The 21,220-nt window shown below is 33.6% G+C and carries 23 protein-coding genes, 2 tRNA genes, 1 riboswitch and 1 other annotated feature; of the genes, 22 read left to right on the top strand and 3 right to left on the bottom strand.

What is annotated here, in order from left to right; genetic code table 11:
• Positions 1-205 precede the first annotated feature (205 nt).
• Together EUBIFOR_RS08500 and EUBIFOR_RS08495 are read left to right on the top strand one after the other, a co-directional pair.
• Positions 206-439, top strand: a complete 234-nt coding sequence (locus tag EUBIFOR_RS08500) for a FliH/SctL family protein (protein ID WP_003865614.1) — start codon at positions 206-208, stop codon at positions 437-439.
• Positions 440-477: 38 nt separating this feature from the next.
• A riboswitch (Fluoride riboswitch) is annotated at positions 478-554 on the top strand.
• A gap of 47 nt (positions 555-601) precedes the next feature.
• The gene (locus EUBIFOR_RS08495; RefSeq protein ID WP_003865613.1) at positions 602-1,780 is read left to right on the top strand and encodes a cation:proton antiporter; all 1,179 of its coding nucleotides are present in this window, start codon (positions 602-604) and stop codon (positions 1,778-1,780) included.
• A 1-nt stretch (position 1,781) separates the two neighbouring features.
• Here EUBIFOR_RS08495 and EUBIFOR_RS08490 read toward each other — a convergent pair whose 3' ends face one another.
• Both EUBIFOR_RS08490 and coaBC read right to left on the bottom strand, forming a co-directional pair.
• A complete protein-coding gene (locus EUBIFOR_RS08490; RefSeq protein ID WP_003865612.1) occupies positions 1,782-2,549 on the bottom strand; it encodes a type III pantothenate kinase in 768 nt (255 codons plus the stop codon).
• Position 2,550: 1 nt separating this feature from the next.
• Entirely contained in the window at positions 2,551-3,744 is a 1,194-nt protein-coding gene (coaBC, locus tag EUBIFOR_RS08485; protein WP_003865611.1) for a bifunctional phosphopantothenoylcysteine decarboxylase/phosphopantothenate--cysteine ligase CoaBC, read from the bottom strand.
• Between the two features lie 173 nt (positions 3,745-3,917).
• On the opposite strand from coaBC, the gene EUBIFOR_RS08480 reads away from it, so the two are divergent.
• The 13 genes from EUBIFOR_RS08480 to EUBIFOR_RS12195 all read left to right on the top strand — a co-directional run bounded on the left by EUBIFOR_RS08480 (position 3,918) and on the right by EUBIFOR_RS12195 (position 13,669).
• Positions 3,918-5,051, top strand: coding sequence for a glycerate kinase family protein (locus tag EUBIFOR_RS08480; RefSeq protein ID WP_003865610.1), 1,134 nt, complete (start codon positions 3,918-3,920; stop codon positions 5,049-5,051).
• Between the two features lie 8 nt (positions 5,052-5,059).
• Complete coding sequence (locus tag EUBIFOR_RS08475) at positions 5,060-5,569, top strand: thioredoxin domain-containing protein (RefSeq protein WP_003865609.1); 510 nt, start codon at positions 5,060-5,062, stop codon at positions 5,567-5,569.
• A complete protein-coding gene (locus EUBIFOR_RS08470; protein WP_003865608.1) occupies positions 5,562-6,545 on the top strand; it encodes an asparaginase in 984 nt (327 codons plus the stop codon). Before EUBIFOR_RS08475 ends, EUBIFOR_RS08470 begins: the two co-directional genes overlap by 8 nt.
• Positions 6,546-6,622: 77 nt before the next feature.
• Entirely contained in the window at positions 6,623-7,012 is a 390-nt protein-coding gene (locus tag EUBIFOR_RS08465) for a hypothetical protein (protein ID WP_003865607.1), read from the top strand.
• Between the two features lie 97 nt (positions 7,013-7,109).
• The gene (rbr, locus tag EUBIFOR_RS08460) at positions 7,110-7,652 is read left to right on the top strand and encodes a rubrerythrin (RefSeq protein WP_003865606.1); all 543 of its coding nucleotides are present in this window, start codon (positions 7,110-7,112) and stop codon (positions 7,650-7,652) included.
• 63 nt (positions 7,653-7,715) lie between these two features.
• Positions 7,716-7,964, top strand: a complete 249-nt coding sequence (locus EUBIFOR_RS08455) for a hypothetical protein (protein ID WP_003865605.1) — start codon at positions 7,716-7,718, stop codon at positions 7,962-7,964.
• 14 nt (positions 7,965-7,978) lie between these two features.
• The gene (gene bilS / locus EUBIFOR_RS08450) at positions 7,979-8,440 is read left to right on the top strand and encodes a flavodoxin family protein BilS (protein WP_003865604.1); all 462 of its coding nucleotides are present in this window, start codon (positions 7,979-7,981) and stop codon (positions 8,438-8,440) included.
• Between the two features lie 64 nt (positions 8,441-8,504).
• A complete protein-coding gene (locus EUBIFOR_RS08445) occupies positions 8,505-9,014 on the top strand; it encodes a ferritin (protein ID WP_040466396.1) in 510 nt (169 codons plus the stop codon).
• Positions 9,015-9,174: 160 nt separating this feature from the next.
• On the top strand, positions 9,175-10,080 hold the full coding sequence (nadA, locus tag EUBIFOR_RS08440; RefSeq protein WP_003865602.1) for a quinolinate synthase NadA: 906 nt from the start codon (positions 9,175-9,177) through the stop codon (positions 10,078-10,080).
• Between the two features lies 1 nt (position 10,081).
• Positions 10,082-11,374, top strand: a complete 1,293-nt coding sequence (locus tag EUBIFOR_RS08435) for an L-aspartate oxidase (protein WP_003865601.1) — start codon at positions 10,082-10,084, stop codon at positions 11,372-11,374.
• Entirely contained in the window at positions 11,367-12,218 is an 852-nt protein-coding gene (gene nadC / locus EUBIFOR_RS08430; protein WP_003865600.1) for a carboxylating nicotinate-nucleotide diphosphorylase, read from the top strand. Before EUBIFOR_RS08435 ends, nadC begins: the two co-directional genes overlap by 8 nt.
• Positions 12,219-12,725 carry a transcription repressor NadR gene (locus tag EUBIFOR_RS08425; protein ID WP_003865599.1) on the top strand — a complete coding sequence of 169 codons (507 nt, stop codon included), beginning with the start codon at positions 12,219-12,221 and terminating at the stop codon, positions 12,723-12,725. It abuts the gene before it with no gap.
• 44 nt (positions 12,726-12,769) lie between these two features.
• On the top strand, positions 12,770-13,669 hold the full coding sequence (locus EUBIFOR_RS12195) for a CPBP family intramembrane glutamic endopeptidase (protein WP_003865598.1): 900 nt from the start codon (positions 12,770-12,772) through the stop codon (positions 13,667-13,669).
• A 33-nt stretch (positions 13,670-13,702) separates the two neighbouring features.
• Here EUBIFOR_RS12195 and EUBIFOR_RS13280 read toward each other — a convergent pair whose 3' ends face one another.
• Complete coding sequence (locus EUBIFOR_RS13280) at positions 13,703-15,343, bottom strand: DUF2130 domain-containing protein (RefSeq protein WP_003865597.1); 1,641 nt, start codon at positions 15,341-15,343, stop codon at positions 13,703-13,705.
• A 146-nt stretch (positions 15,344-15,489) separates the two neighbouring features.
• Between EUBIFOR_RS13280 and EUBIFOR_RS08410 the strand changes: the two genes are divergently transcribed.
• The 7 genes from EUBIFOR_RS08410 to EUBIFOR_RS08380 all read left to right on the top strand — a co-directional run bounded on the left by EUBIFOR_RS08410 (position 15,490) and on the right by EUBIFOR_RS08380 (position 21,219).
• Positions 15,490-15,566: transfer RNA gene (locus EUBIFOR_RS08410), tRNA-Ile, on the top strand.
• A 14-nt stretch (positions 15,567-15,580) separates the two neighbouring features.
• Positions 15,581-15,656, top strand: a tRNA-Ala gene (locus EUBIFOR_RS08405).
• Positions 15,657-15,712: 56 nt separating this feature from the next.
• Complete coding sequence (locus EUBIFOR_RS08400; protein WP_003865596.1) at positions 15,713-16,189, top strand: methylated-DNA--[protein]-cysteine S-methyltransferase; 477 nt, start codon at positions 15,713-15,715, stop codon at positions 16,187-16,189.
• A gap of 104 nt (positions 16,190-16,293) precedes the next feature.
• Positions 16,294-16,532, top strand: a binding site (T-box leader).
• 68 nt (positions 16,533-16,600) lie between these two features.
• Positions 16,601-17,752 (top strand): YkvI family membrane protein, encoded by a 1,152-nt coding sequence (locus EUBIFOR_RS08395; protein ID WP_040466394.1) that lies wholly within the window; start codon positions 16,601-16,603, stop codon positions 17,750-17,752.
• Positions 17,739-18,821 (top strand): iron-containing alcohol dehydrogenase family protein, encoded by a 1,083-nt coding sequence (locus tag EUBIFOR_RS08390; RefSeq protein ID WP_003865594.1) that lies wholly within the window; start codon positions 17,739-17,741, stop codon positions 18,819-18,821. The genes EUBIFOR_RS08395 and EUBIFOR_RS08390 overlap by 14 nt, the downstream gene beginning before the upstream one ends.
• A 137-nt stretch (positions 18,822-18,958) precedes the next feature.
• Complete coding sequence (gene ftsX, locus EUBIFOR_RS08385) at positions 18,959-19,861, top strand: permease-like cell division protein FtsX (protein ID WP_003865593.1); 903 nt, start codon at positions 18,959-18,961, stop codon at positions 19,859-19,861.
• Complete coding sequence (locus EUBIFOR_RS08380) at positions 19,858-21,219, top strand: murein hydrolase activator EnvC family protein (protein WP_003865592.1); 1,362 nt, start codon at positions 19,858-19,860, stop codon at positions 21,217-21,219. The genes ftsX and EUBIFOR_RS08380 overlap by 4 nt, the downstream gene beginning before the upstream one ends.
• Position 21,220 lies beyond the last annotated feature (1 nt).

Below are 21,220 nucleotides of genomic sequence, written 5' to 3'. Positions count from 1 at the left end.
TATTGAACAAGGAATTGAGCAAGGTAGTGAGAAAAAAGAGCTTGAGATGTATCGAAAAATGATGGACAAGGGATTTGAAATTAAAACTATCGCATCAATTTTCTCAGTGAGTGAAGAATCAATTAAAAAGTTATTGATGAAAGCTTGATTGAAATGAATGCACATATCGTATGCATTCTTTACAAAGTATTGAGGTGATGTAAAAGTGCGTAGAGCATTAGATGAAATGTTTGAAGAATCGACAAACAAAGGAATTCAGATGGGTATCAAGCAAGGAATTAAACAAGGAATTGAGCAAGGCATTGAGCGTGGTGTAAAAAATACACAAATCAAAATAGCGATTAAAATGCTTGTAAGAAATAATCAAACGCTTGAAGAAATTTCTGAGATTGTTGGACTAGATTTAGATGCATTAAGAGAACTAAAAAAGAGTATTTAATTGAAATACTATTGATGAAAACTTAGATATTGTAGTATAATCTTTTTGGGAATGAAGTTCTCCCTTAGTTTAAAACTAAAACCGCTTTTTATAGGCTGATGACTTCTGTGTTTTTTAACGCGGAAACCATCAGCTTTTCTGCGTTTTGAAAGGAGAGATAAAATGCTGATCAGTTTATCTTATATTTTTCTTGTAGGAATGTTTCTATCTTGGATCTGTAAAAAGGTGGAATTACCTGGACTATTAGGGATGATATTTACAGGGATTCTTTTAGGACCTTATTGTCTTGGCTTAATTGATTCATCTCTATTAAATATTTCTAGTGAATTAAGAAAAATTGCATTAATTATTATATTGATGAGAGCCGGATTGAATTTAGATTTAAGTGATTTAAAAAGAGTTGGAAGACCTGCTATATTGATGTGTTTTGTGCCGGCCTGTTTTGAGATGATTGGAATGATTTTGTTGGCACCAAAATTACTAGGAATTTCTTTGTTAGATGCTGCCATTATGGGAAGTGTTGTTGCAGCTGTAAGTCCTGCCGTTATTGTTCCAAAAATGTTACAACTTATGGATGAAGGATATGGGACAAAAGAAAGTATTCCTCAATTGATTTTGGCAGGAGCTAGTGTAGATGATGTTTTTGTGATTGTGATGTTCACAGCATTTCTTGGCTTAGCCCAAGGAGAAAGTATAAATATATTAAGTTTTGTGAATATTCCACTATCCATTCTAACTGGCATTATATGTGGTGCATTATTAGGTAAAGGATTCGCAATTTTCTTTAAGAAAAATCATATGCGAGATACTGTAAAGATTTTAATTCTACTAAGTGTGGCATTTATTCTAGTGACACTTGAGGATGCTTTACCAATTCCATTTTCAGGATTAATTGCGATTATGTTTATGGGAATTTTTCTGCAAAGAAATCATTCGGTTGCATCCAAAAGGTTATCTGTAAAATTTAATAAACTTTGGGTTGGTGCGGAAGTTTTATTATTTGTGTTAGTTGGAGCCTGTGTAAATATTTCTTATGCACTAAAAGCAGGCATGATGGCTATTCTGTTAATATTTGGAGTACTTTTATTTAGAATGCTTGGTGTATTTATTTGTTTATTAAAAACGTCATTAAGTAAAACAGAAAGATTATTTTGTATGATCGCATATTGTCCAAAGGCAACTGTGCAAGCAGCAATTGGATCCGTTCCTTTAGCTGCAGGACTAGGATGTGGGCAAATTGTATTGACTGTTGCGGTTTTATCCATCTTGATTACTGCACCATTAGGTGCATTTATGATTGAACATACATATAAAAAATTATTAAAAAAGAACAAAGATTGAATTAGTCTTTGTTCTTTTCATATATTACCTTTAAGCCTTTGAAAATTAAGTTTGGATCATACACATCTATTGATTTTGTGTAGCTACAAACAATTCTTCCTAAACCACCTGTCGCAATAACCTTCATGTCTTTGCCGACTTCTTTTTTAAATTGAGCAATTGTATATTCAACTCCACCTAAGAATTGATAAAATACACCAGCCTGCATTTCTGTTTGTGTATTTCTTGCCAAGATAGTTTTAGGACGTTTGATCTCAATTTCAGGAAGTTGTGCAGTTTGTCCCCATAAGGCATTGACACCTGTTTCAATACCAACACCAATGGCTCCTGCTTTAAAACAACCATTTTCATCTACATAATCATAAGTAGTAGCTGTTCCAAAATCGGCAACTAGAATAGGTCCTCCATATTCATTAAATGCACCAGCGCAATCTGCGATACGGTCTGCACCAACATTTCGTGGATTTTCTAGTTGAACACTTATTCCACTTTTAACTCCAGGTCCTACAATAAGGGGTTCTATACCTACGAATTTTTTGATTCCATTTGTGAAAGAGTGCATCACCTTTGGAACAACACTTGAGACAATAACTGCATCAATTTGTTTTTCATGTACATTAGAACGATCCAAAAAGTTTTTTAACATAAAACCATATTCATCACTCGTTCTTCTTACTTTTGTTGTTAATCGATATGTACCAATTAAATCATCCTTATCAAAAATACCGATAGTTATGTTTGTATTTCCAATGTCTACTGTTACAAGCATATTATTTCTCCATCTCAATTTCTTTCATTGTTTCTAGAATTTTATATCCTAATTCTTCTTTTGAACATTTAGGTAAATGTTTTGTTTCATTTTTTCTAAGTAAAGTTACAACATTTGTATCTGTCTGAAAACCAGCACCACGAGTAAATAGATTGTTCGCAATCAACATATCACAATTTTTAGATTCTAGTTTCTTACGTGCATTTTCCTCTAAATTTTGTGTTTCCATCGCAAAACCGCAAATGACTTGATTCTCTTTTTTGTGCTGTCCAATATATGCTAAAATATCTGGATTTTTTACAAAATGAAAAGTAACCTCTTCATCTGACTTTTTGATTTTTTGATCCGCAACCATTTCGGGCCTGTAATCCGCAACAGCAGCAGCCATAATAATGTAGTTTTGATTATCGAGTCTTGATGTAATCGCATCAAACATATCTTGAGCACTTGTCACGTGTACCATATTTATATCCTTAAGATCTTCTAAAGCCGTAGGACCTGCAACTAATGTTACATTAGCACCTAGTGCTTTGGCAGCTTTTGCGATCGCATATCCTTGTTTACCACTTGAATGATTGCTTAAAAAACGAACAGGATCTAAAGCTTCTTGTGTTGGACCTGCAGAAACTAAAACATTCTTTCCTTTTAATGTTTGTTCCATTTCAAATTCATGATCAATGACAGCCACAATATCTTGTACATCAGCAAGCTTACCTTTTCCAGTATCATTACATGCCAAATGACCTACAACAGGTTCTACAAACTTATATCCAAGTTCTTTGGCTAGTTTGATATTTCTTTGTGTGACCTCATTTTCATACATATGAACATTCATTGCTGGGCAAATTAATTTTTTTGTATGACAAGCTAGAAAAGTTGTTGAAACAATATCATCGGCAATTCCATGAACGACTTTGGCAATAATATTAGCCGTCGCAGGAACTAATACCATGATATCAGCCCATTTAGCTAAAGTAATGTGGGCAATTGGATCTTCATTGGTTTCATCAAACAAAGAAACTTCACATTTATGTTTACTTAATGATTCAAAGTTGATTGGTTTGACAAATTCTTGTGCATGTTTTGTCATGACCACTTTGATTTCATAATCTTTTTTGGATAATTTGCTGACAAGATCACAAGCTTTGTAGGCTGCAATACCACCAGACACTCCTATAACAACATGTTTTTTCATGATTGATTCTCCTTTGTGAATAAAATCACGTATCGATTTTTCACTAAGACATTATCCCATATGAATCCATCGTTTTCAAGCAACAATAAAGTATTCACCAAGGATATTTTAACTTCTAAAACCTAAATTTTAAAAAAGTATTTATTTTTCTTGGCATATGGTAAAATGAACGCATGAAAATAATTGTTGCGAGTGACTCTTTTAAGGGATGTATGTCCTCAAAAGAAGTTGAAGAAAGTATAAAAAAAGGAATATTAAAGGCAAATGATGCACATGAAGTTTTAACCTTTCCTATGGCTGATGGTGGAGAAGGTACCGCCATGGTATTTTGCGATATTATTAAAGGAAAGATGATTGATGTATTAACTACGGATGCCTATGGTAAAAATGTATTTACGAAATATTGTATTTCTCAAGACGGAAATTTGGCTGTGATGGACGTAGCTAGTTGCATAGGATTGAATATGACACCAAAAGAGAAAAGAAATCCGATGATCGCATCAAGTAAGGGTGTGGGTATCATGATGAAGGATGCACTATCTAGAGGATGTAAAAAAATTATTATTGGTTTAGGTGGTAGTGCAACAAACGATGGTGGCATGGGAGTTTTAAGTGAATTCGGAGTTCGCTTTTATAATTCAAAAAGAGAATTACTTGTACCTAGTGTATATGCTCTTAGCCAAATTGCCTTTGTTGATAAGCGTTATGCAAGACTTCCAAAAGATGTAGAAATTATTTGTGCTTGTGATGTGAAGAATCATTTGTTAGGTAAAAATGGAGCTACTTATGTTTTTGGTAAACAAAAAGGTATCTATTTAAATCAGATGTCTGAAGTTGAAAGAGGTATGGCTCACTATTGTATGAAATTGAAACAAACATTTCACGTAAATGTGAATGAATTTGAAGGCTCAGGCGCAGCCGGAGGTATAGGCAGTGTATTATTAGGGGTTATGCAGGCAAAAAGAGTTTCAGGTATCGATTTAGTTGTTGAATATTCAGGCTTAAAAGAACATCTTCAAAATGCGGATTTAGTCATTACCGGAGAAGGACAAACCGATGCGCAGACATTATATGGAAAGCTACCGTTAGGTATTGCACATTTGGCAAGATCTTATAGTGTTCCATGTGTTTGTTTAAGTGGAGCTTTAGGCTTAGGCTATCAATCCCTATATGATGAAGGTATGATTGGAATTTTTTCGAGTGCTGATCGTGCCATGTCCTTTCAAATGGCTCTACAAACGGGAAGTGAGAAATTAGAGGCATTGGCCTTTAGTTTAACTAAATTTATGGATGGTATTAGAAAGTAGGTTTTTAGATGAAAAAGATAATAACATTACTATGTACATTTGTGCTTTGTATAGGACTTGTTGGGTGTGGATCTAAAACGCCTTTTGAAATTAAAGAAATTAGTGCAACAAAACTACAAAAGAAATTAGACAATAAAGATTCATTTGTGTTAATTATTGAAAGAGAGAATTGTCCTTATTGTGAGGCTTTACAAGAATATATCGACAAAACAAAAGACGAACATCCAAATCTAGTCTTATATAAGATTGATTCAACAGACTATGGCTTTAGTAAAATCAGTCAGGATTCTAAGCAGCTACAAAGTTCTACAAAAGATGGAAAGATTCTTTTGGATATGGCTCCATATTTTCTATATACACCAACACTTTATGTGATTGAAAATGGTAAGGCAAAACATGCTGGAATTGGATATAACGAAAGTGATAATTCAATTAGTTTATGGGATGTGGATTCAACTATTGATTTTGATTTGGCAGATACACAAGAATTTTGGGAGTTTTTAGAAACATATGAATAAGAAAAATATTACGATTATTGCGACAGGTGGAACAATTGCTGGACGTGGCAGTGTTGGTAAAAGTGCAAATTATCAAGCAGGCACTTTTGATGTGGAAGAAATCGTACAAAGTATTCCACAAATTCGTGATTTGGCAAATTTAAACACGATTCAATTATATAATGTTGACTCGAATGATATGGGGATGGACAAATGGGTTGAATTAAGAAAAATTTGTCATGAATTAGAAAAAAATCGTTATGTAGATGGAATTGTCATTACACATGGAACGGATACTCTAGAAGAAACGGCCTTCTTTTTAAATCTTACTTTAGCATGTCATAAACCAGTTGTCTTAACTGGTTCAATGCGTCCAGCAACTGCAACAAGTGCAGATGGTCCAATGAATTTATATCAAGCAGTAGCTTTGGCATGTCATATGGAAGCTTGGCAAGCTGGTGTTTTAGCTGTTATTTCAGATACGATCTATTCAGGAAGAGACTTACAAAAGACAAATAGTTATAAAACAGATGCATTTAAAATGGGGGAATTTGGTTCGCTAGGATATATGCGTGATGATCATGTATACCTATTAAATTCACCATTTAAAAAGCATACATTTCAAACGATTTTTTCAAAAATGGAATTTGAAGATTTGCCTAAAGTAGAAATTTTTTATGTACATACAGACTCGGATCCAGAATTATTAGAATACATGTTAAATAAGTATGATGGTTTAGTTTTAGCAGGTACAGGTTCAGGAAATTATTCTACAAAGATAAAAGATGTTTTAGAAACCTATGCAGGAAATTGTACAATTGTTCGTGCAAGCCGTGTATTAGAAGGTGCTGTTTTTGATTCAGATGTGTTTGATTCAAAGAAAGTAACCATTCCTGCTTATAAGTTTTCAGCACAGAAAGCTAGGATTTTGTTGATGCTTGCGCTAAATTGTACTAAAAACCATGAAACAATCAAATCATTCTTCCAAGAATATTGAAAAAACTTTTCTTGTATTGTAAATAATTTTGTAAATGCTATAATAATTTATAGACTATTACAAGACAGGAGGTTATTATGCAGCAATTAGAAAATAACGCATTTTTTTGGCAAAAGTTAGATACGCTTCTATTATCAAGCAGTTGTACAATTGACCGTCCAAAAGGAAGTGCTCATTATAAATTCACTAATTTGATTTATCCTGTAGACTACGGTTTTCTTTCAGATACATTTGGCTCAGATCAAAAACCAATTGATGTTTTCAAAGGTTCTATCGCAACAAATAATGTGGATGCGATTGCGATTACGGCAGATATTCTGAAAAAAGATTGTATTGTTAAATTATTAGTGGGTTGTACAGAGGAAGAAACAATGCGTATTCTAGAATTCTTAGATCAAACAGAATTCCAAAAGGCAATTTTAGTCCGTAGAGGCAACGACACACCATTATGGTCGAATAACGATTAGAAAAGACAAGTCTTAGGATTTGTCTTTTTCTTATGCATTTAAATGGAAAAACATGTTGAGTTGATTTAAAATAAAGGTAGAAGAGGAGGTCTTTATTATGGAATTAAAAGGATCTAAAACAGAAAAAAATTTAATGACAGCTTTTGCAGGTGAATCTCAGGCATGTGTTAAGTATCAATATTATGCTTCACAAGCTAAGAAGGATGGATATGTAAAGATTCAAAATATTTTTGCTGAAACATCAAATAATGAAAAAGAACATGCTAAATTATGGTTCAAGGCTTTGCGTGGTGGAAAAGTTCCAACAACAACAGAAAACTTAAAGGATGCAGCTGCAGGTGAAAACTATGAGTGGACAGATATGTACGCAACAATGGCTAAAGAAGCTCGTGAAGAAGGATTTGATGATATTGCTGCATTATTTGAAGGTGTAGGTGCTATTGAAAAACATCATGAAGCTCGTTATAAAGCTATGTTGAAAGATGTAGAAGAAGATGCAATGTTTAAAAAAGATACTTCTACAGTATGGATTTGTCTAAACTGTGGACACATTCATTATGGTGAAACAGCTCCATTGGTATGTCCAGTATGCAATCATCCACAAGCTTATTTCCAAGAATTAAAAGATCATTACGAATAATAATATCTCATGGTAGCTTCGGCTACCTTTTCTTATCCTAGAAAGTTGTGCTAAAATAATTTCATGGAAATAATAGAGGCAATTGAAAAATTAAAAGAGAGTCATGCACTTGTATGTTTAGAGAATCGTGCGTTGATTAAAATGGAAAAAGATAAAGTATACATATGGCATAGTCAATGGCATTCAAAGCTTTCAAGAAATGATTTTATTTCACTATTTCAAAAGAATACGTTTGAAGTTTATGAAAATGACCATGGTATTGATATGGAAAAAGATGAAGAGTATTATACATGGCGTAATCGATATTTGTAGAAAGGATATATTTTATGATAGGAATTGTATATAGTTCAAAAACAGGGAACACACAATCTTTGGCAAACAGCTTGAATTTTATGGAATCAAAGTATTGTGTATCTGTAGAAGACGCAAAAGATTTAGAACCTGTAGATTTATTGTGTATTGGATTCTGGTGTGATAAGGGAGATTGTGATGATCAAATGAAGCAATATCTTTCTACACTACGTAATCAAAATGTTTTCTTGTTTGGAACAGCTGGCTTTGGTAAATCTAAAGAATATTTTGAAATGATTTTAAAAAATGTTCAAAGTCATTTAGATGCATCTAACTGTGTTAAAGGAACATGGATGTGCCAAGGTAAGATGCCTTTGGCAATTCGTGCAAAGTTTGAATCGAATCCCGAAATGTTGAAGAATTTTGATGAGGCTTTAAAACATCCAAATGATAAGGATGTTAATAGTTTAATAAAATCTGTAAATGAAGTGTTGTGAGAGCATATTACTATGCTTTTCTTGTTGTTTGGAGTATGATATAGCCAGAAAGAAGGAATGTGCTATGTTGAGTAAGAAAGTAGCGGACTTGTTGAATAATCAAGTTAATAAAGAATTATATTCTGCTTATTTGTATTTGGATTTCGAAAATTATTATCATGATAAAAGTTTAGAGGGTTTCGCAAATTGGTATCATGTACAAGTACAAGAAGAGATTGCACATGCTCAATTGATGATGCAATATCTTCAAGACAATGATTATAGTGTTGTTTTGGAAGCTATTAATAAGCCAAATATTCCTTTAAATGAACTAAGTGATCCGTTAAAGGCAGGCTTAAAACATGAACAATACGTAACTGAATTGATTCATACTTGTTACGCAGCAGCTTATGAAGAAAAAGATTTTAGAACTATGCAGTTCTTGGATTGGTTTGTCAAAGAACAAGGAGAAGAAGAAAAAAATGCTTCAGATTTAATTTCTCGATTTGAATTGTTTGGACACGATGCCAAGGGTTTGTATGATTTAGATGCAGAGTACAAAACTCGTACTTATATTGCACCAAGCATTTTATAGGCAAAAAACTAAAGCGATGATTTTGATTCATCGCTTTTTTCGTGCTTATTTTATTGTGATATATAACTTATATAATATTGACTTTACAACTGTCTTGTCAGATGTAAAGTCTGGGTGTATAATTCAAAACGGTAAAATTTTTTAAGGGAGGAAAAATTTCATGTCTTTAAAGGAAGATGTATTGAGATTAAAAAAGGAAAAAAATGCGATTATCTTAGCGCATTATTATGTAGATGGAGCTGTACAAGATGTAGCTGATTTTGTCGGTGACTCATATGCCTTGGCAAAAAAGGCTAAGAATACAGATGCAGATATTATTGTATTTGCGGGTGTTAAGTTTATGGGTGAAAGTGCTAAAATGTTAAATCCAGAAAAGAAAGTATTGATGCCAGATTTAAATGCAGATTGTCCAATGGCACATATGGCAAGTAAGGCTGTCATTAAAAAGATGAAAGAAGAATATGAAGATTTAGCGGTTGTATGTTATATCAACTCAACAGCTGAATTAAAAACAATGGCTGATATTTGTGTAACGAGTTCAAATGCAGTGAAGATTGTTCGTTCACTTCCAAATAAAAATATTTTCTTTATTCCAGACGGAAACTTAGGGGCGTATGTAAAGAAACAAGTACCTGAAAAGAATATTATCTTAAACGATGGATATTGTATTACACATAAGCGTGTGACATTAAAAGATGTTGAAAAAGCACGTAAAGAACATCCTAATGTTCCAATTATTGTGCATCCTGAGTGTGTTAATGAAGTCGTTGAGGCAACTGATTTTGCAGGTAGCACTTCAGAATTGATTCAATATACAGTGGACAATCCAAACAAAGAATTTGTGATTGGTACTGAACTTGGTGTGCTTCATGAAATGCAGTTGAAATCACCAGATAAAACTTTCTATCCTTTAACAGATAAATTAATTTGTATGAATATGAAGAAGGTATCTTTGGAAAAGGTTTATGATTGTTTGTTGAATGAGACAAATGAAGTGTTTGTAGATGAAGAAGTGAAGGTTATGGCTGAAAAGTCATTAGATAGAATGTTGGAGTTGGCAAAATAATATGGAAAAGTTAGAGGCAGATATTGTTATTGTTGGAACAGGTGCAAGTGGGTTGTTTGCAGCTTTACATGTTCCAAGTGATAAAAAGGTCATTATGTTGACAAAATCAGATGCCGAAAATAGTGATTCATTTTTAGCACAAGGCGGAATTTGTGTGTTAAGAGACAAGAATGATTTTGATTCTTTTATGGAAGATACTATGAAGGCAGGGCATTACGAAAATCGTAAGGAATCTGTTGAAATTATGATCAATTCAAGCCGTGACATCATCAATGAGTTGATTGGATATGGTGTAGATTTCGCTACAAAAGATGGCAAATTAGATTATACGCGTGAAGGAGCACATTCTAAACCACGTATTTTATTCCATGAAGATATTACAGGAAAAGAAATTACATCCACTTTATTAGATGCGGTTCGTAAGTTAGAGAATGTAACGATTATGGAATATGTCACAATGACAGATATTATTGAAAAAGATAATGTATGTTATGGTATTTTGGCGAATGATGTCAACAACAATGAAATGTGCATTGAGGCAGGTTATACAATCTTTGCGTGTGGAGGAATTGGAGGATTGTATGATCATTCAACAAATTATCCACACTTAACAGGAGATGCCATTGCGATTGCAATCCAGCATGGTATCAAATTAGAAAATGTGGATTATGTGCAGATTCACCCAACAACTTTATATACAAAGAAAAGAGGAAGAGCCTTCCTTATTAGTGAATCGGTTCGTGGTGAAGGGGCAAAACTTTATGGAAAAGACGGGAAGCGTTTTGCGAATGAAGTGTTGCCACGTGATATCATGACACAAAAGATTCGCGAACAAATGAAGAAGGATGATATGCCTTATGTTTGGATGGATATGAGCGTTTTAGGTGAAGAAGTCATCAAAAATCATTTCCCTCACATTTATGAAAAGTGTTTAGAAGAAGGATATGACTGTACAAAAGAATGGATTCCAGTTACACCAGCTCAGCACTATTTTATGGGTGGAATTCATGTAGATAAAGATTCTCGTACTTCTATGTCACATTTATATGCAGTTGGAGAAACTAGCTGTAATGGTGTTCATGGAAAAAACCGTTTAGCTAGTAATTCCTTGTTGGAATCTTTGGTTTGGGGAAAAAGAGCCGTTGTTGATTTATTGAAAAAGGAACCGGCTTATACAAGTGATTTTGATTGTTTGGCAAAAGTGGCTAAGTCACATCAGTTGTCAAATCAGGAAAAAATGTATCATGATATGGTACTTGAAGAAATAGAAAGAGAGAGACAAGCTCGTGGATAAGAATACAATGCGTTTAAACGTGGATCACTTATTGATCCAAGCTTTGCAGGAAGATATAACAAGTGAAGATGTTTCAACAAATGCGGTAATGCCTTCCTATCAGTATGGGCAGGTACAATTAATCTGTAAAGAAGATGGGATTATTGCAGGTCTTGAAGTGTTTGAAAGAGTCTTTTATTTATTAGATGAAAGCATGGAAGTGAAATTCTATGTAAAAGATGGGGATGCCGTAAAAAACGGACAATTATTGGCTGAAGTATCTGGGGATGTTCGTGTTCTTTTATCTGGTGAAAGGACGGCTTTGAATTATCTTCAAAGAATGAGTGGAATTGCCACTTATACAAATCGTGCCGCATCTTACTTAAAGGGTTCAAAGACAAAATTATTGGATACAAGAAAAACAACACCAAATATGCGTGTATTTGAAAAATATGCAGTGCGCGTTGGTGGTGGAAATAACCATAGATACAATTTATCAGATGGTGTTATGTTGAAGGATAATCATATCGCAGCGGCTGGGTCTATCACAAATGCAATTAAGATGGCAAAGAATTATGCTTCTTTTGTTCGTAAGATTGAAGTAGAAGTTGAAACTTTAGAACAAGTAAAAGAAGCTGTTGAAGCAGGTGCTGATATAATTATGTTGGATAATATGAGCGTTGAGAATATGAAAAAGGCAATCGAAATCATTGATGGAAGAGCCGAAACAGAATGTTCTGGAAATGTTACTAAAGAGAACATTGAAAAACTAACGGCATTAGGTGTTGATTATATTTCGAGTGGTGCTTTAACACATTCAGCACCAATTCTGGATTTGTCTTTAAAAAATCTGCAGGTGAAATAAATGGAAAAGGAAGTTAGACTTCAAGCCATTTATGACATGATTTCAAAAAGTGAAGGACCGGTTTCTGGAACAGCGCTTTCTAAAAAATTTAATGTTTCAAGACAAGTCATTGTGCAAGATATTGCCTTATTAAAGGCAAGAAATGTTCGTATTTATGCGACACACAAAGGATATGTATGTTCACCTCAAAGAGTTCGAAGAGTATTTTCTTGTTTTCATTTGAATGATCGTATGGAAGAAGAAATGAATGCGATCGTAGATTGTGGTGGCTGTATTGAAAATGTATTTGTCAAACATAATGTATATGGTAAGTTAGAGGCTAAAATGAACATTAGTTCTAGAAAACAAGTCAAGGAATTCATTGATTCTATTTCACAGAATCAGGCAAAACCTTTAACGGATCTAACGAGTGGATATCATTGTCATACGGTGAGTGCACAATCAAAAGAAGATTTAGATTCAATTGAGGAATCATTAAGAAAACTTCATATTTTACAAGAGGCCTAATGGCCTCTTTTATGTTAAAATAAATTTGAGAAAGTAGTGATTTTATGCAACAACCACCTAAATTTATGCCGGATAAAGAATTAAGTAAAGTTGGAGGCTCATTATGGCTATATATTATTATGCAGCTAACACTCTCTTTTTTGTTTAGCTTTGTAGCTATGCCTTTAATCATGTATTCTTTGTATTATGATTATTCTGCAATTAATGCATGTATAGCAATGTTGATATCTTTTATATCTGGAATTATCCTGTTATGGTTTATGAGTAATTCTTTTAAAAGAAGTACCAAAGATTTGAAGTTCTCGTTTAAGCCAAAAGAAATAATAGACACCATAGCTATGATGTACTTCTTAAATTATGCGATCGGTATTATTGGAGCGTTATTATCAAAATTTGGATTTCCAGATACAAGCCCAGATTTTTCATTAAGTGGAGGTTTTCTATACAATCTGTTTACTTTTATTAATGTTGTCATACTTGCACCGATATTTGAAGAGTTGATTTTTAGAGGTATGATTTTGCAAGTGCTATCCAAATATAATAAAGTATTCGCAATTCTTGTTACTTCTTTATTGTTTGGCTTGTTACATTTGAATATGACACAGGCTGTACCAGCATTCTTTATGAGTTTAATACTATGTTATATGTGTTTAAAAACAGATAGTCTTCTCGTTACGATATTAGCTCATGCTGGAAATAATCTTCTGGCTTTGATGTCGGTATATTCAGATAACTTTGTTTTAATTACTGTTGTGATCATGGTATTTGTGATTTATGGTCTCATTACAATAATATTAAAATCAAAGGAAGTGAATGCATTTATTAAAGAAGAGAAGACAAATGAGAATTGGTATGCAAGATTCTTTAAGCAAATTCCTAATCTTTTATATTTAATATTTACGATTCTTTGGATTATCATTTCATTATTCATGAATATGTTTTAAAAAAGAGGACATCTCCTATATTGGAAATGTCCTCTATTTGTTATCTTTCTTTAATTCATCAAACTTTTGCTTCATTGTAGGATTATTTCGTGTTAAACGCTTGATGGTTAAATCTTCTGCTTTATTATTAGCCAATTGCAATTGTCTTTCACTTGATAACAGCGCTTCTTTGGTCTTTTGAAGATGTGAAATTGTTTTATCGATTTCATCGATAGCTTTTGCAAATTTATCCGATGCAATCCTATAATTTCTTGAGAACTTTTCTTTGAAATCGTTCATACTTTCTTCAAAATTTGTGATATCAATATTTTGATTGCGCACCAACTGCAATTCATTTTTATACTGCATAGAATTGAATGCGGCATTTCTTAAAATGGTGATCATGGGAATAAAGAACTGTGGACGAATCACATACATCTTTGGATAGCGATGTGATTTATCAACAATACCCGTGTTATACAATTCATTTTCTGGCTCTAACATAGAAACAAGAACGGCATATTCACAATTTTTTTCATTACGATCTTTATCTAATTCCTTTAAGAAATCTTCATTCTTATGTTTTGTGGCTGTTTTATCATTCTCGTTTTTCATCTCAAACATAATTGAAATGATTTCTACACCATTCTCATCTAATTCACGATAGATATAGTCACCCTTAGATCCTGTACGAGCATCATTATCTTTTTCAAAGTATGCATTTTGAAAACCAGTCGCACGAAGCTTATTGAATTCGATTTCACAATGCTGTTCTAAAGATTCCCCAATCATTTTAGTGGATTGTTTCAATTTGAAATCTTTATAGTAAGCAATCTGTTCATCTTTGGTCTGTAGTAAAGTATCATATTTTTCCTGTAAACTCTTTTCTTGAAGCTGATATTTCATTTTATCCTGTTCAATTTGATTTTGTAGGTCTTGTTTAATGCTCTTTACGTTCAACTCGTTTTCAACCTTGGCTTTATCCATATCCTGTTTTAAAGACTGGATTTCAAGGTTCTTTTCATTTAATTGAGATTGGTAAGTATTTTCAAGGTTTGCCTTTAATACCTTTTCATTATTTGAAATGTTACTCTTTAAAGCTTGAATTTCATTTTCCTTTGCCTGCAGCTGTAATTTATATTCTTGTTCAGTCTTAGATTCGTTGATTTTATTCTGTGAAAGAATCTGTTCTAATTTGGCATTGAGTTTAGATATCTCCAAATCTTTTTTGTTTAACTGCTCTTGAAATTCTTTTTGTGTTTCAGTTTTCGTTAACTGCGTACTTGCTTCTAACTTTTCTTTTAATGAAATGACTTCTTGTTCTTTATCATTTTGTTTTTGATTAAAATCCGATTGTAGCTGTTTGATTTCAAGCTCTTTCTTATTTAATTGTTCTTGATAAGCCTTTTCAGTTTCACTCTTGATAATTTGTTCAGTTGACTTTAATTGTTCTTTTAAAGAAATGATTTCTTGTTCTTTATTTGCCTGAAGCTCTTTGATTTCTAAAGTTTTTTGGCTTAATTTAGATTCATATTCTTTTTCTAATTTAGATTGAATGATTTGATTTGAATTCTTTTCTCTTTCTTTTAATTCCTTTTCAAATTCTTCATTACGAACTTGTTGTAAGATTTCATGATATTGACTCTCATCAACTTGGAATACAGTTCCACAATTAGGACATTTTATTTGGCTCATAAGGTACCTCCATTTTATAAAATTATAATCATTAAATTGACAGTATTCATGTCTAAAACTAAATTAATTATAATATTTAAAAAAAATCAAAAAAAGACTTGCATAATATAAAATCACATGGTATATTTAATAGGCATTCAGCGAATGGGCCTGTAGCTCAGGTGGTTAGAGCGCACCCCTGATAAGGGTGAGGTCGTTGGTTCAAGTCCATTCAGGCCCACCATTTGCTGAAGATATGGGGTGTTAGCTCAGCTGGGAGAGCACCTGCCTTGCACGCAGGGGGTCATCGGTTCGATCCCGATACGCTCCACCAATTTTAAAAAGTAAGTCATCTTCGGATGGCTTTTTTTCTATATAAAGAGGACGATTATGTTTATACAATATTATGATTCACCATTGGGTAAAATGTTATTGGCTGCTGATGAAATTGGATTGATTGGCGTTTGGTTTGAAAATCAAAAATATTATGCGAATGGTTTAAAAGAACCAATTGAAGAAGAAACGGCTGTATTAAAAGAAACAAAAGAATGGTTAAATCTTTATTTTAGTGGTAAGGAACCAAAAGCTTTACCTAAGATGCATTTAATTGGAACACGGTTTCAAAAGAAAGTTTGGCAACTTCTTCTTAAAATACCCTATGGTAAAACTATGACATATAAGGACATCGCAAGAATGATTTCACCAACAATGTCAGCACAAGCGGTGGGAAGTGCTGTGGGACATAATAAGATATCAATTTTGATTCCTTGCCATAGAGTGATTGGATCCAATAATAGTTTAACTGGATATGCAGGTGGAATTAAGAGGAAAGAAAAATTATTAGAAATTGAAGGTATACATGGGTAATGCGTACCTTTTTTTGATGAATGTAAAACGTAGGTTTGAATTTACTGAAAACAAATGTAAGAAAATGCTTGCATAAATGAAAATGTGGTGATATTATAAACGCACAAAACACAAGGAAATGGAGTAGTAAAAGGAATGTCTTTGTTAGAGAGTTGTCGGTTGGTGCAAGACATGAAAGATCAAACTTTGAACTTACCATGGAGTGGTCAGGTTGATAAGACTTGAACGTATGCTTAACGTTAATGAAGCAGGATGTGATAGCATCTGAAATGAGTGCATTCTTAAATGAATGAAGAAGAGTGGTACCGCGGAAGTATTGTAATTCTAACCTTTCGTCTCTTCTGTCTAGCAGGCAGCAAGAAACGATTGGTTTTTTTGTTAGCTTGTTGTGCACGCTATAGGAGGAAAAGTATGAAAGCACAAAAAGTTGGAAAAATGGCGATATTTTCGGTAGGCGCCGTATTATTCTCAGCACATGCTGGAGGTGGATTTGCCACAGGAAATCAGGCAAATACATATTATGTAGGTTTAGGATGGACTGGTATTGTGAGTGCCATAATAGCTATGTTGCTATTGATATTGACAATGCGAGAAGCCATGGTGATGTATAACCAGAGAAATTTGACAAGCGCAAAGGAATTGTTTGAAAACTTATATCATCCATTTGATAAGTTGGAAATCTTATTTGAGATCTTCTTTAATATCATGGTTTTGATGGCTGTTGCAGCAGCTATTAGTGGAGCCGCAAGTGCATTGCAACAATACTTTGGATTTAATTATTATGCTTGTGTCGTTGCGGTTGGAATTGTTGTTCTTTGCTTAACCATTTTTGGCGCAAGTGTTGTAAGAATGGCAAGTACATATATGGGTATGGCTATCTTAGTAACAGCCATAGTTATTTATGGTATGGGAATTATGAAAGGTCAAAATATTGGAGCTATTTTAGCAAATGACTTTACTGTAAATGGTTTTATGAATATGCCTAAAGCTATTTTAAATGCATTTACATATGCAGGCTTTCAATGTGTGACATTACCAACAATCGTTGCTTGTGGAGCTATCTTACCAGATCGTAAATCTTGTTCAAAAGCGATGTGGATCTCATTTGTGATGAATGCTGTCGCATTAGTATTAAGTGTATTGATGTTAATTTCTTGGAAGGGTGTTTATGGAGAAACAACTCTACCTACATTGACAAGTTTAAATGCAATGAATTCCAACTGGATGGTTGTTGTATATGGTATTTGTTTATTACTTTGCTTAATTTCTACAGCAGTAACAACAACATTCGGATTTGTGGCTCGCTTTGAAAATATTCGTGTTTTAAAGAATGTAGAAAATCCAGTAAAGAAAAGAATCATTGTATCTGCATTTATTATTGTAGTATCTATGACGATTTCAATGGCTGGATTAACAAATATTATTAAATATGGATATGGTTATTGTGGATATTTAGCTATCGCAATCATCATTGTTCCATTCTTAACGGTCGGTGTATACAAGAATTATCATACAGAAAATGTTGAAGTAAAAGAAGGAGTAGAAGTTTATGAAAACAATTGAAATGTCTAATTATTCAGTCGGAGAAAGTTGTTACAACGAAATCCCAAGTGTATGTGAAAAATACAATGTTAAAAAGGTTGTATTGATTGGTGGTAAAAGAGCTTTGGCAGCTGCTGAGCCAAGAATTCGTGAAGCCATTAAAGAGACTGATATTATTATTACAGATTCAATTGTATATGGTGTTGATAGCACAATGACAAACGTTCATAAATTGACTTCAAATCCAAACGTACAAGAAGCCGATGTTATCTTTGCGATTGGTGGAGGAAAAGCTATCGATACTTGTAAAACTGCATCCATTGAAATGGATGATAAAATGGTTTTCTCATTTCCAACAATCTGTTCAAACTGTTCGGCCGCTACAGCTATTGCCGTAGTCTATGATGATAATGGAGCGTTGGACCACTATTCATACCCGCATTGTCCAGCACATATCTTTATCAATCCAGATGTTATCGCAAAAGCACCAAGCGAATATTTCTGGGCAGGAATTGGGGATGCCTTGTCTAAACAATGTGAAGTTGAATTCGCAACGCAAGGAAAGACTTTAGATCATACAGCTACAATGGGTTTGGCATTAGCTAAAACATGTACAGAACCATTATTGAAATATGGTAAACAAGGTATGGAAGATTGTAAAAATGATACAAATTCAGCTGCAATCGAAGCCATCGCCTTGGATATTGTTGTATCCACTGGATACGTTTCAAACTTAACAAACCAACCAGAATATTATTATAATTCAAGCATTGCACATGCCTTCTATAATGGAAGCTGTTCAATTGCACGTAACGGACACCATTTACATGGTGAAGTAGTATCCTTTGGTGTATTAGTATTGTATGCATATGCCAAAGACGAAGAAAACTTAATGAAAATGGCAAAATTCAATAAATCAATCGGCTTACCAGTGACTTTGGCGGATATGGATTTGAATGAAAGCTATTTGGAAGCTTTGACCCAAGCAGCTACAAAAACAAATGAGTGGAAAAATGCACCTTTCCCATTCACAAAAGAAGAATTTATTGCGGCTATTAAAAAAGCAGATGCAGTAGGTCAAAGTTTATAAGAGATCGAGAAATCGATCTTTTTTTCGGTTTTAATGTTATTTTCACATAGAAAGATTAGAATTAAGGTGTATGTGAAATTTTGTGATTTGTAGGTCAATTTGATAGCTGTGTTATAATTAGTGATGTAGGTGATAAAATGTTACTGTTTTTTAAGAGTTTACCAAGACTAGTGCGTAATGCCAATAAAGATATGCATCGTCATTTCTCAATGACTTTTTCTTCCATTGTATCGATTGGCATTGCTTTATTGATGGCCTTGTTTATATTTGTGATTTACGTGAATGTCGGAGGATTTACCAATCAAATTGAAAATGAATTTATGATTCAAGTTTCTTTAAATCCAACACTAGAAGATGAAGAAATTAGTGAATTAGCTGATTCGATTGCTTCTACGTCTTCTGTAAAGAAAGTCACATATTCAAGTAAAGATGATGAACTGGATGCGTTGATCAAAGAAAACGGACCTATGTTTAAACAATATAAAGGGAAGGATAAAAATCCTTTATATGATGTTTTAAATGTGGAATTAAAAGATAATACGAAAATTTCAAAGGTGACAAAAAAAATTTCTAAGATGGATGGTGTCGTTAAGGCTACCTATGGAGGTAGTGCAATCAATACGATGATTCAATTGTTTAAGAATATCCGTGTATGGGGAAGTGTCTTTGTAGGACTTATGGTGTTGATTGCCGTATTCTTGATTCGAAATACGATTAAAATGACGATTTTAGTACGTAAAGATGAGATTGCGATCATGCGAACAGTTGGGGCCTATAATTGGTACATCTCTTTTCCATTTGTATTAGAAGGAATTTTTATTGGATTTTGGGGTGCTTTAGGCCCTGTTTTGATTTGTATATTTGGATATACAGGTTTATACCATGTATTGAATGGTATGTTTTTTAGCAATATGATGACAATGTTAAAACCATATCCATTCGTACTTTGGACTTCTGGTGGCATTCTTTTGATTGGAATGGTTGTAGGAATGCTAGGAAGTTATTTGGCAGTTAGAAAATATTTGAGGTGGACACGATGATAAAATATAGAGCTGGTGCAGGTTTTTTAAGCTTAGCTATGGCCTGCTCATTGATTATGCCTGTTTCAGCCGAAGACTATTCGGATACAGAAACTTGGTATGCCAAGTGTAGCCAAGCGCAAACTTCTCAATCGGGAGTAAAAGCTTGTCAAGGATTTCAGGAATATCAAAAGAATCGTAAACAAAATCTTCAAGATAGTATTAATTCTTATAATTCAAGCATAGCTTCTTTGCAGAGTGATACTTCAAAAATGGAGAAGCTAGCTAAGGAACAAAAAGAATTGGTTACAAATTTACAAACACAAATTAGTGAAAAAGAAAAATCGATTGAGATGATTGAAAAGAATATTGAAGAGCTTGAAACGAAAATCAAGGCTAAGGAAGCGGAAATCGAAGCTTGGAATGAACAAATTGAAACGCGAATGAAAAATGAACAAACAACGATTGGTACAAATATGATTATTGATTTGATTATGGGATCGGATAGTTTGAGTGATATGCTTCGTCGTATTTCAGGTGTTGAAAGAATTACTGAAGATGATCAGTCGCAAATTAAAAAGTTAAATAAATTAAAGAAAGAACTTGTTTTGCAGCAAGATGAACAAAAGCGTTTAGATGCAGACGCAAAAAGTCAAAAGGCAGAATTAGAAAACCAAAAGAAACAAGCAAGTGAATTAGAGGAATCTTATAACAAGCTAGTTGAAGAATATCAGAAACAAATCGCTCAGTTAGAAGCGGAAAAAAGATCTGCACAAGTAGATATGAGTTCGATTCGTGATTTTGTGATTTCAACAAGCTTCTCTGGTACCATTGAATCGGTTTCAGGCTTTATACAACCCGTACAAGGAGGAAGTAAAAGTGCTGGTACATGGGCTTATGCTAGTGGTGGGCTTCATTTAGGTCTAGATTGGGCAGCTCCTGTAGGAACGGCTGTTGTAGCTCCAGCAAGTGGTGTTATTTTATATGCCGCAGCTCCAGTAGGAAGTAATAGTGGTTATTTAGGTAACTGGACTGGTTATCCTGCCGGTGGAGGAAATACAATTCAAATGTTATGTAATGTGAATGGCACATTATATGCCGTAAGTTTCTTCCATTTATCGCAAAGCATTTATGTAAGTGCAGGACAGAGTGTTTCACAAGGACAAACAATCGCATTATCTGGAAATTCAGGAAATTCAAGTGGAGCACATACACATATTGAAGTTTATAATCTAGGATCGATGTCTGTTAGTGATGCGGTAGCTCGTTTTAGTGCCGGAGCTGATTTTGCGTGGGGAACAGGATGGTCTGGAGGAAGTACTTGTGAAGCAGGAAGTGCAGCACCATGTCGAGAAAGACCAGAAAAGTTCTTTAGTTAGG

It is taken from the genome of Holdemanella biformis DSM 3989 (assembly GCF_000156655.1).
GTDB lineage: Bacteria > Bacillota_I > Bacilli_A > Erysipelotrichales > Erysipelotrichaceae > Holdemanella > Holdemanella biformis.
The sequence above is the reverse complement of the archived record's forward strand: the minus strand, read 5'-3'. Positions and strand labels throughout refer to the sequence as shown.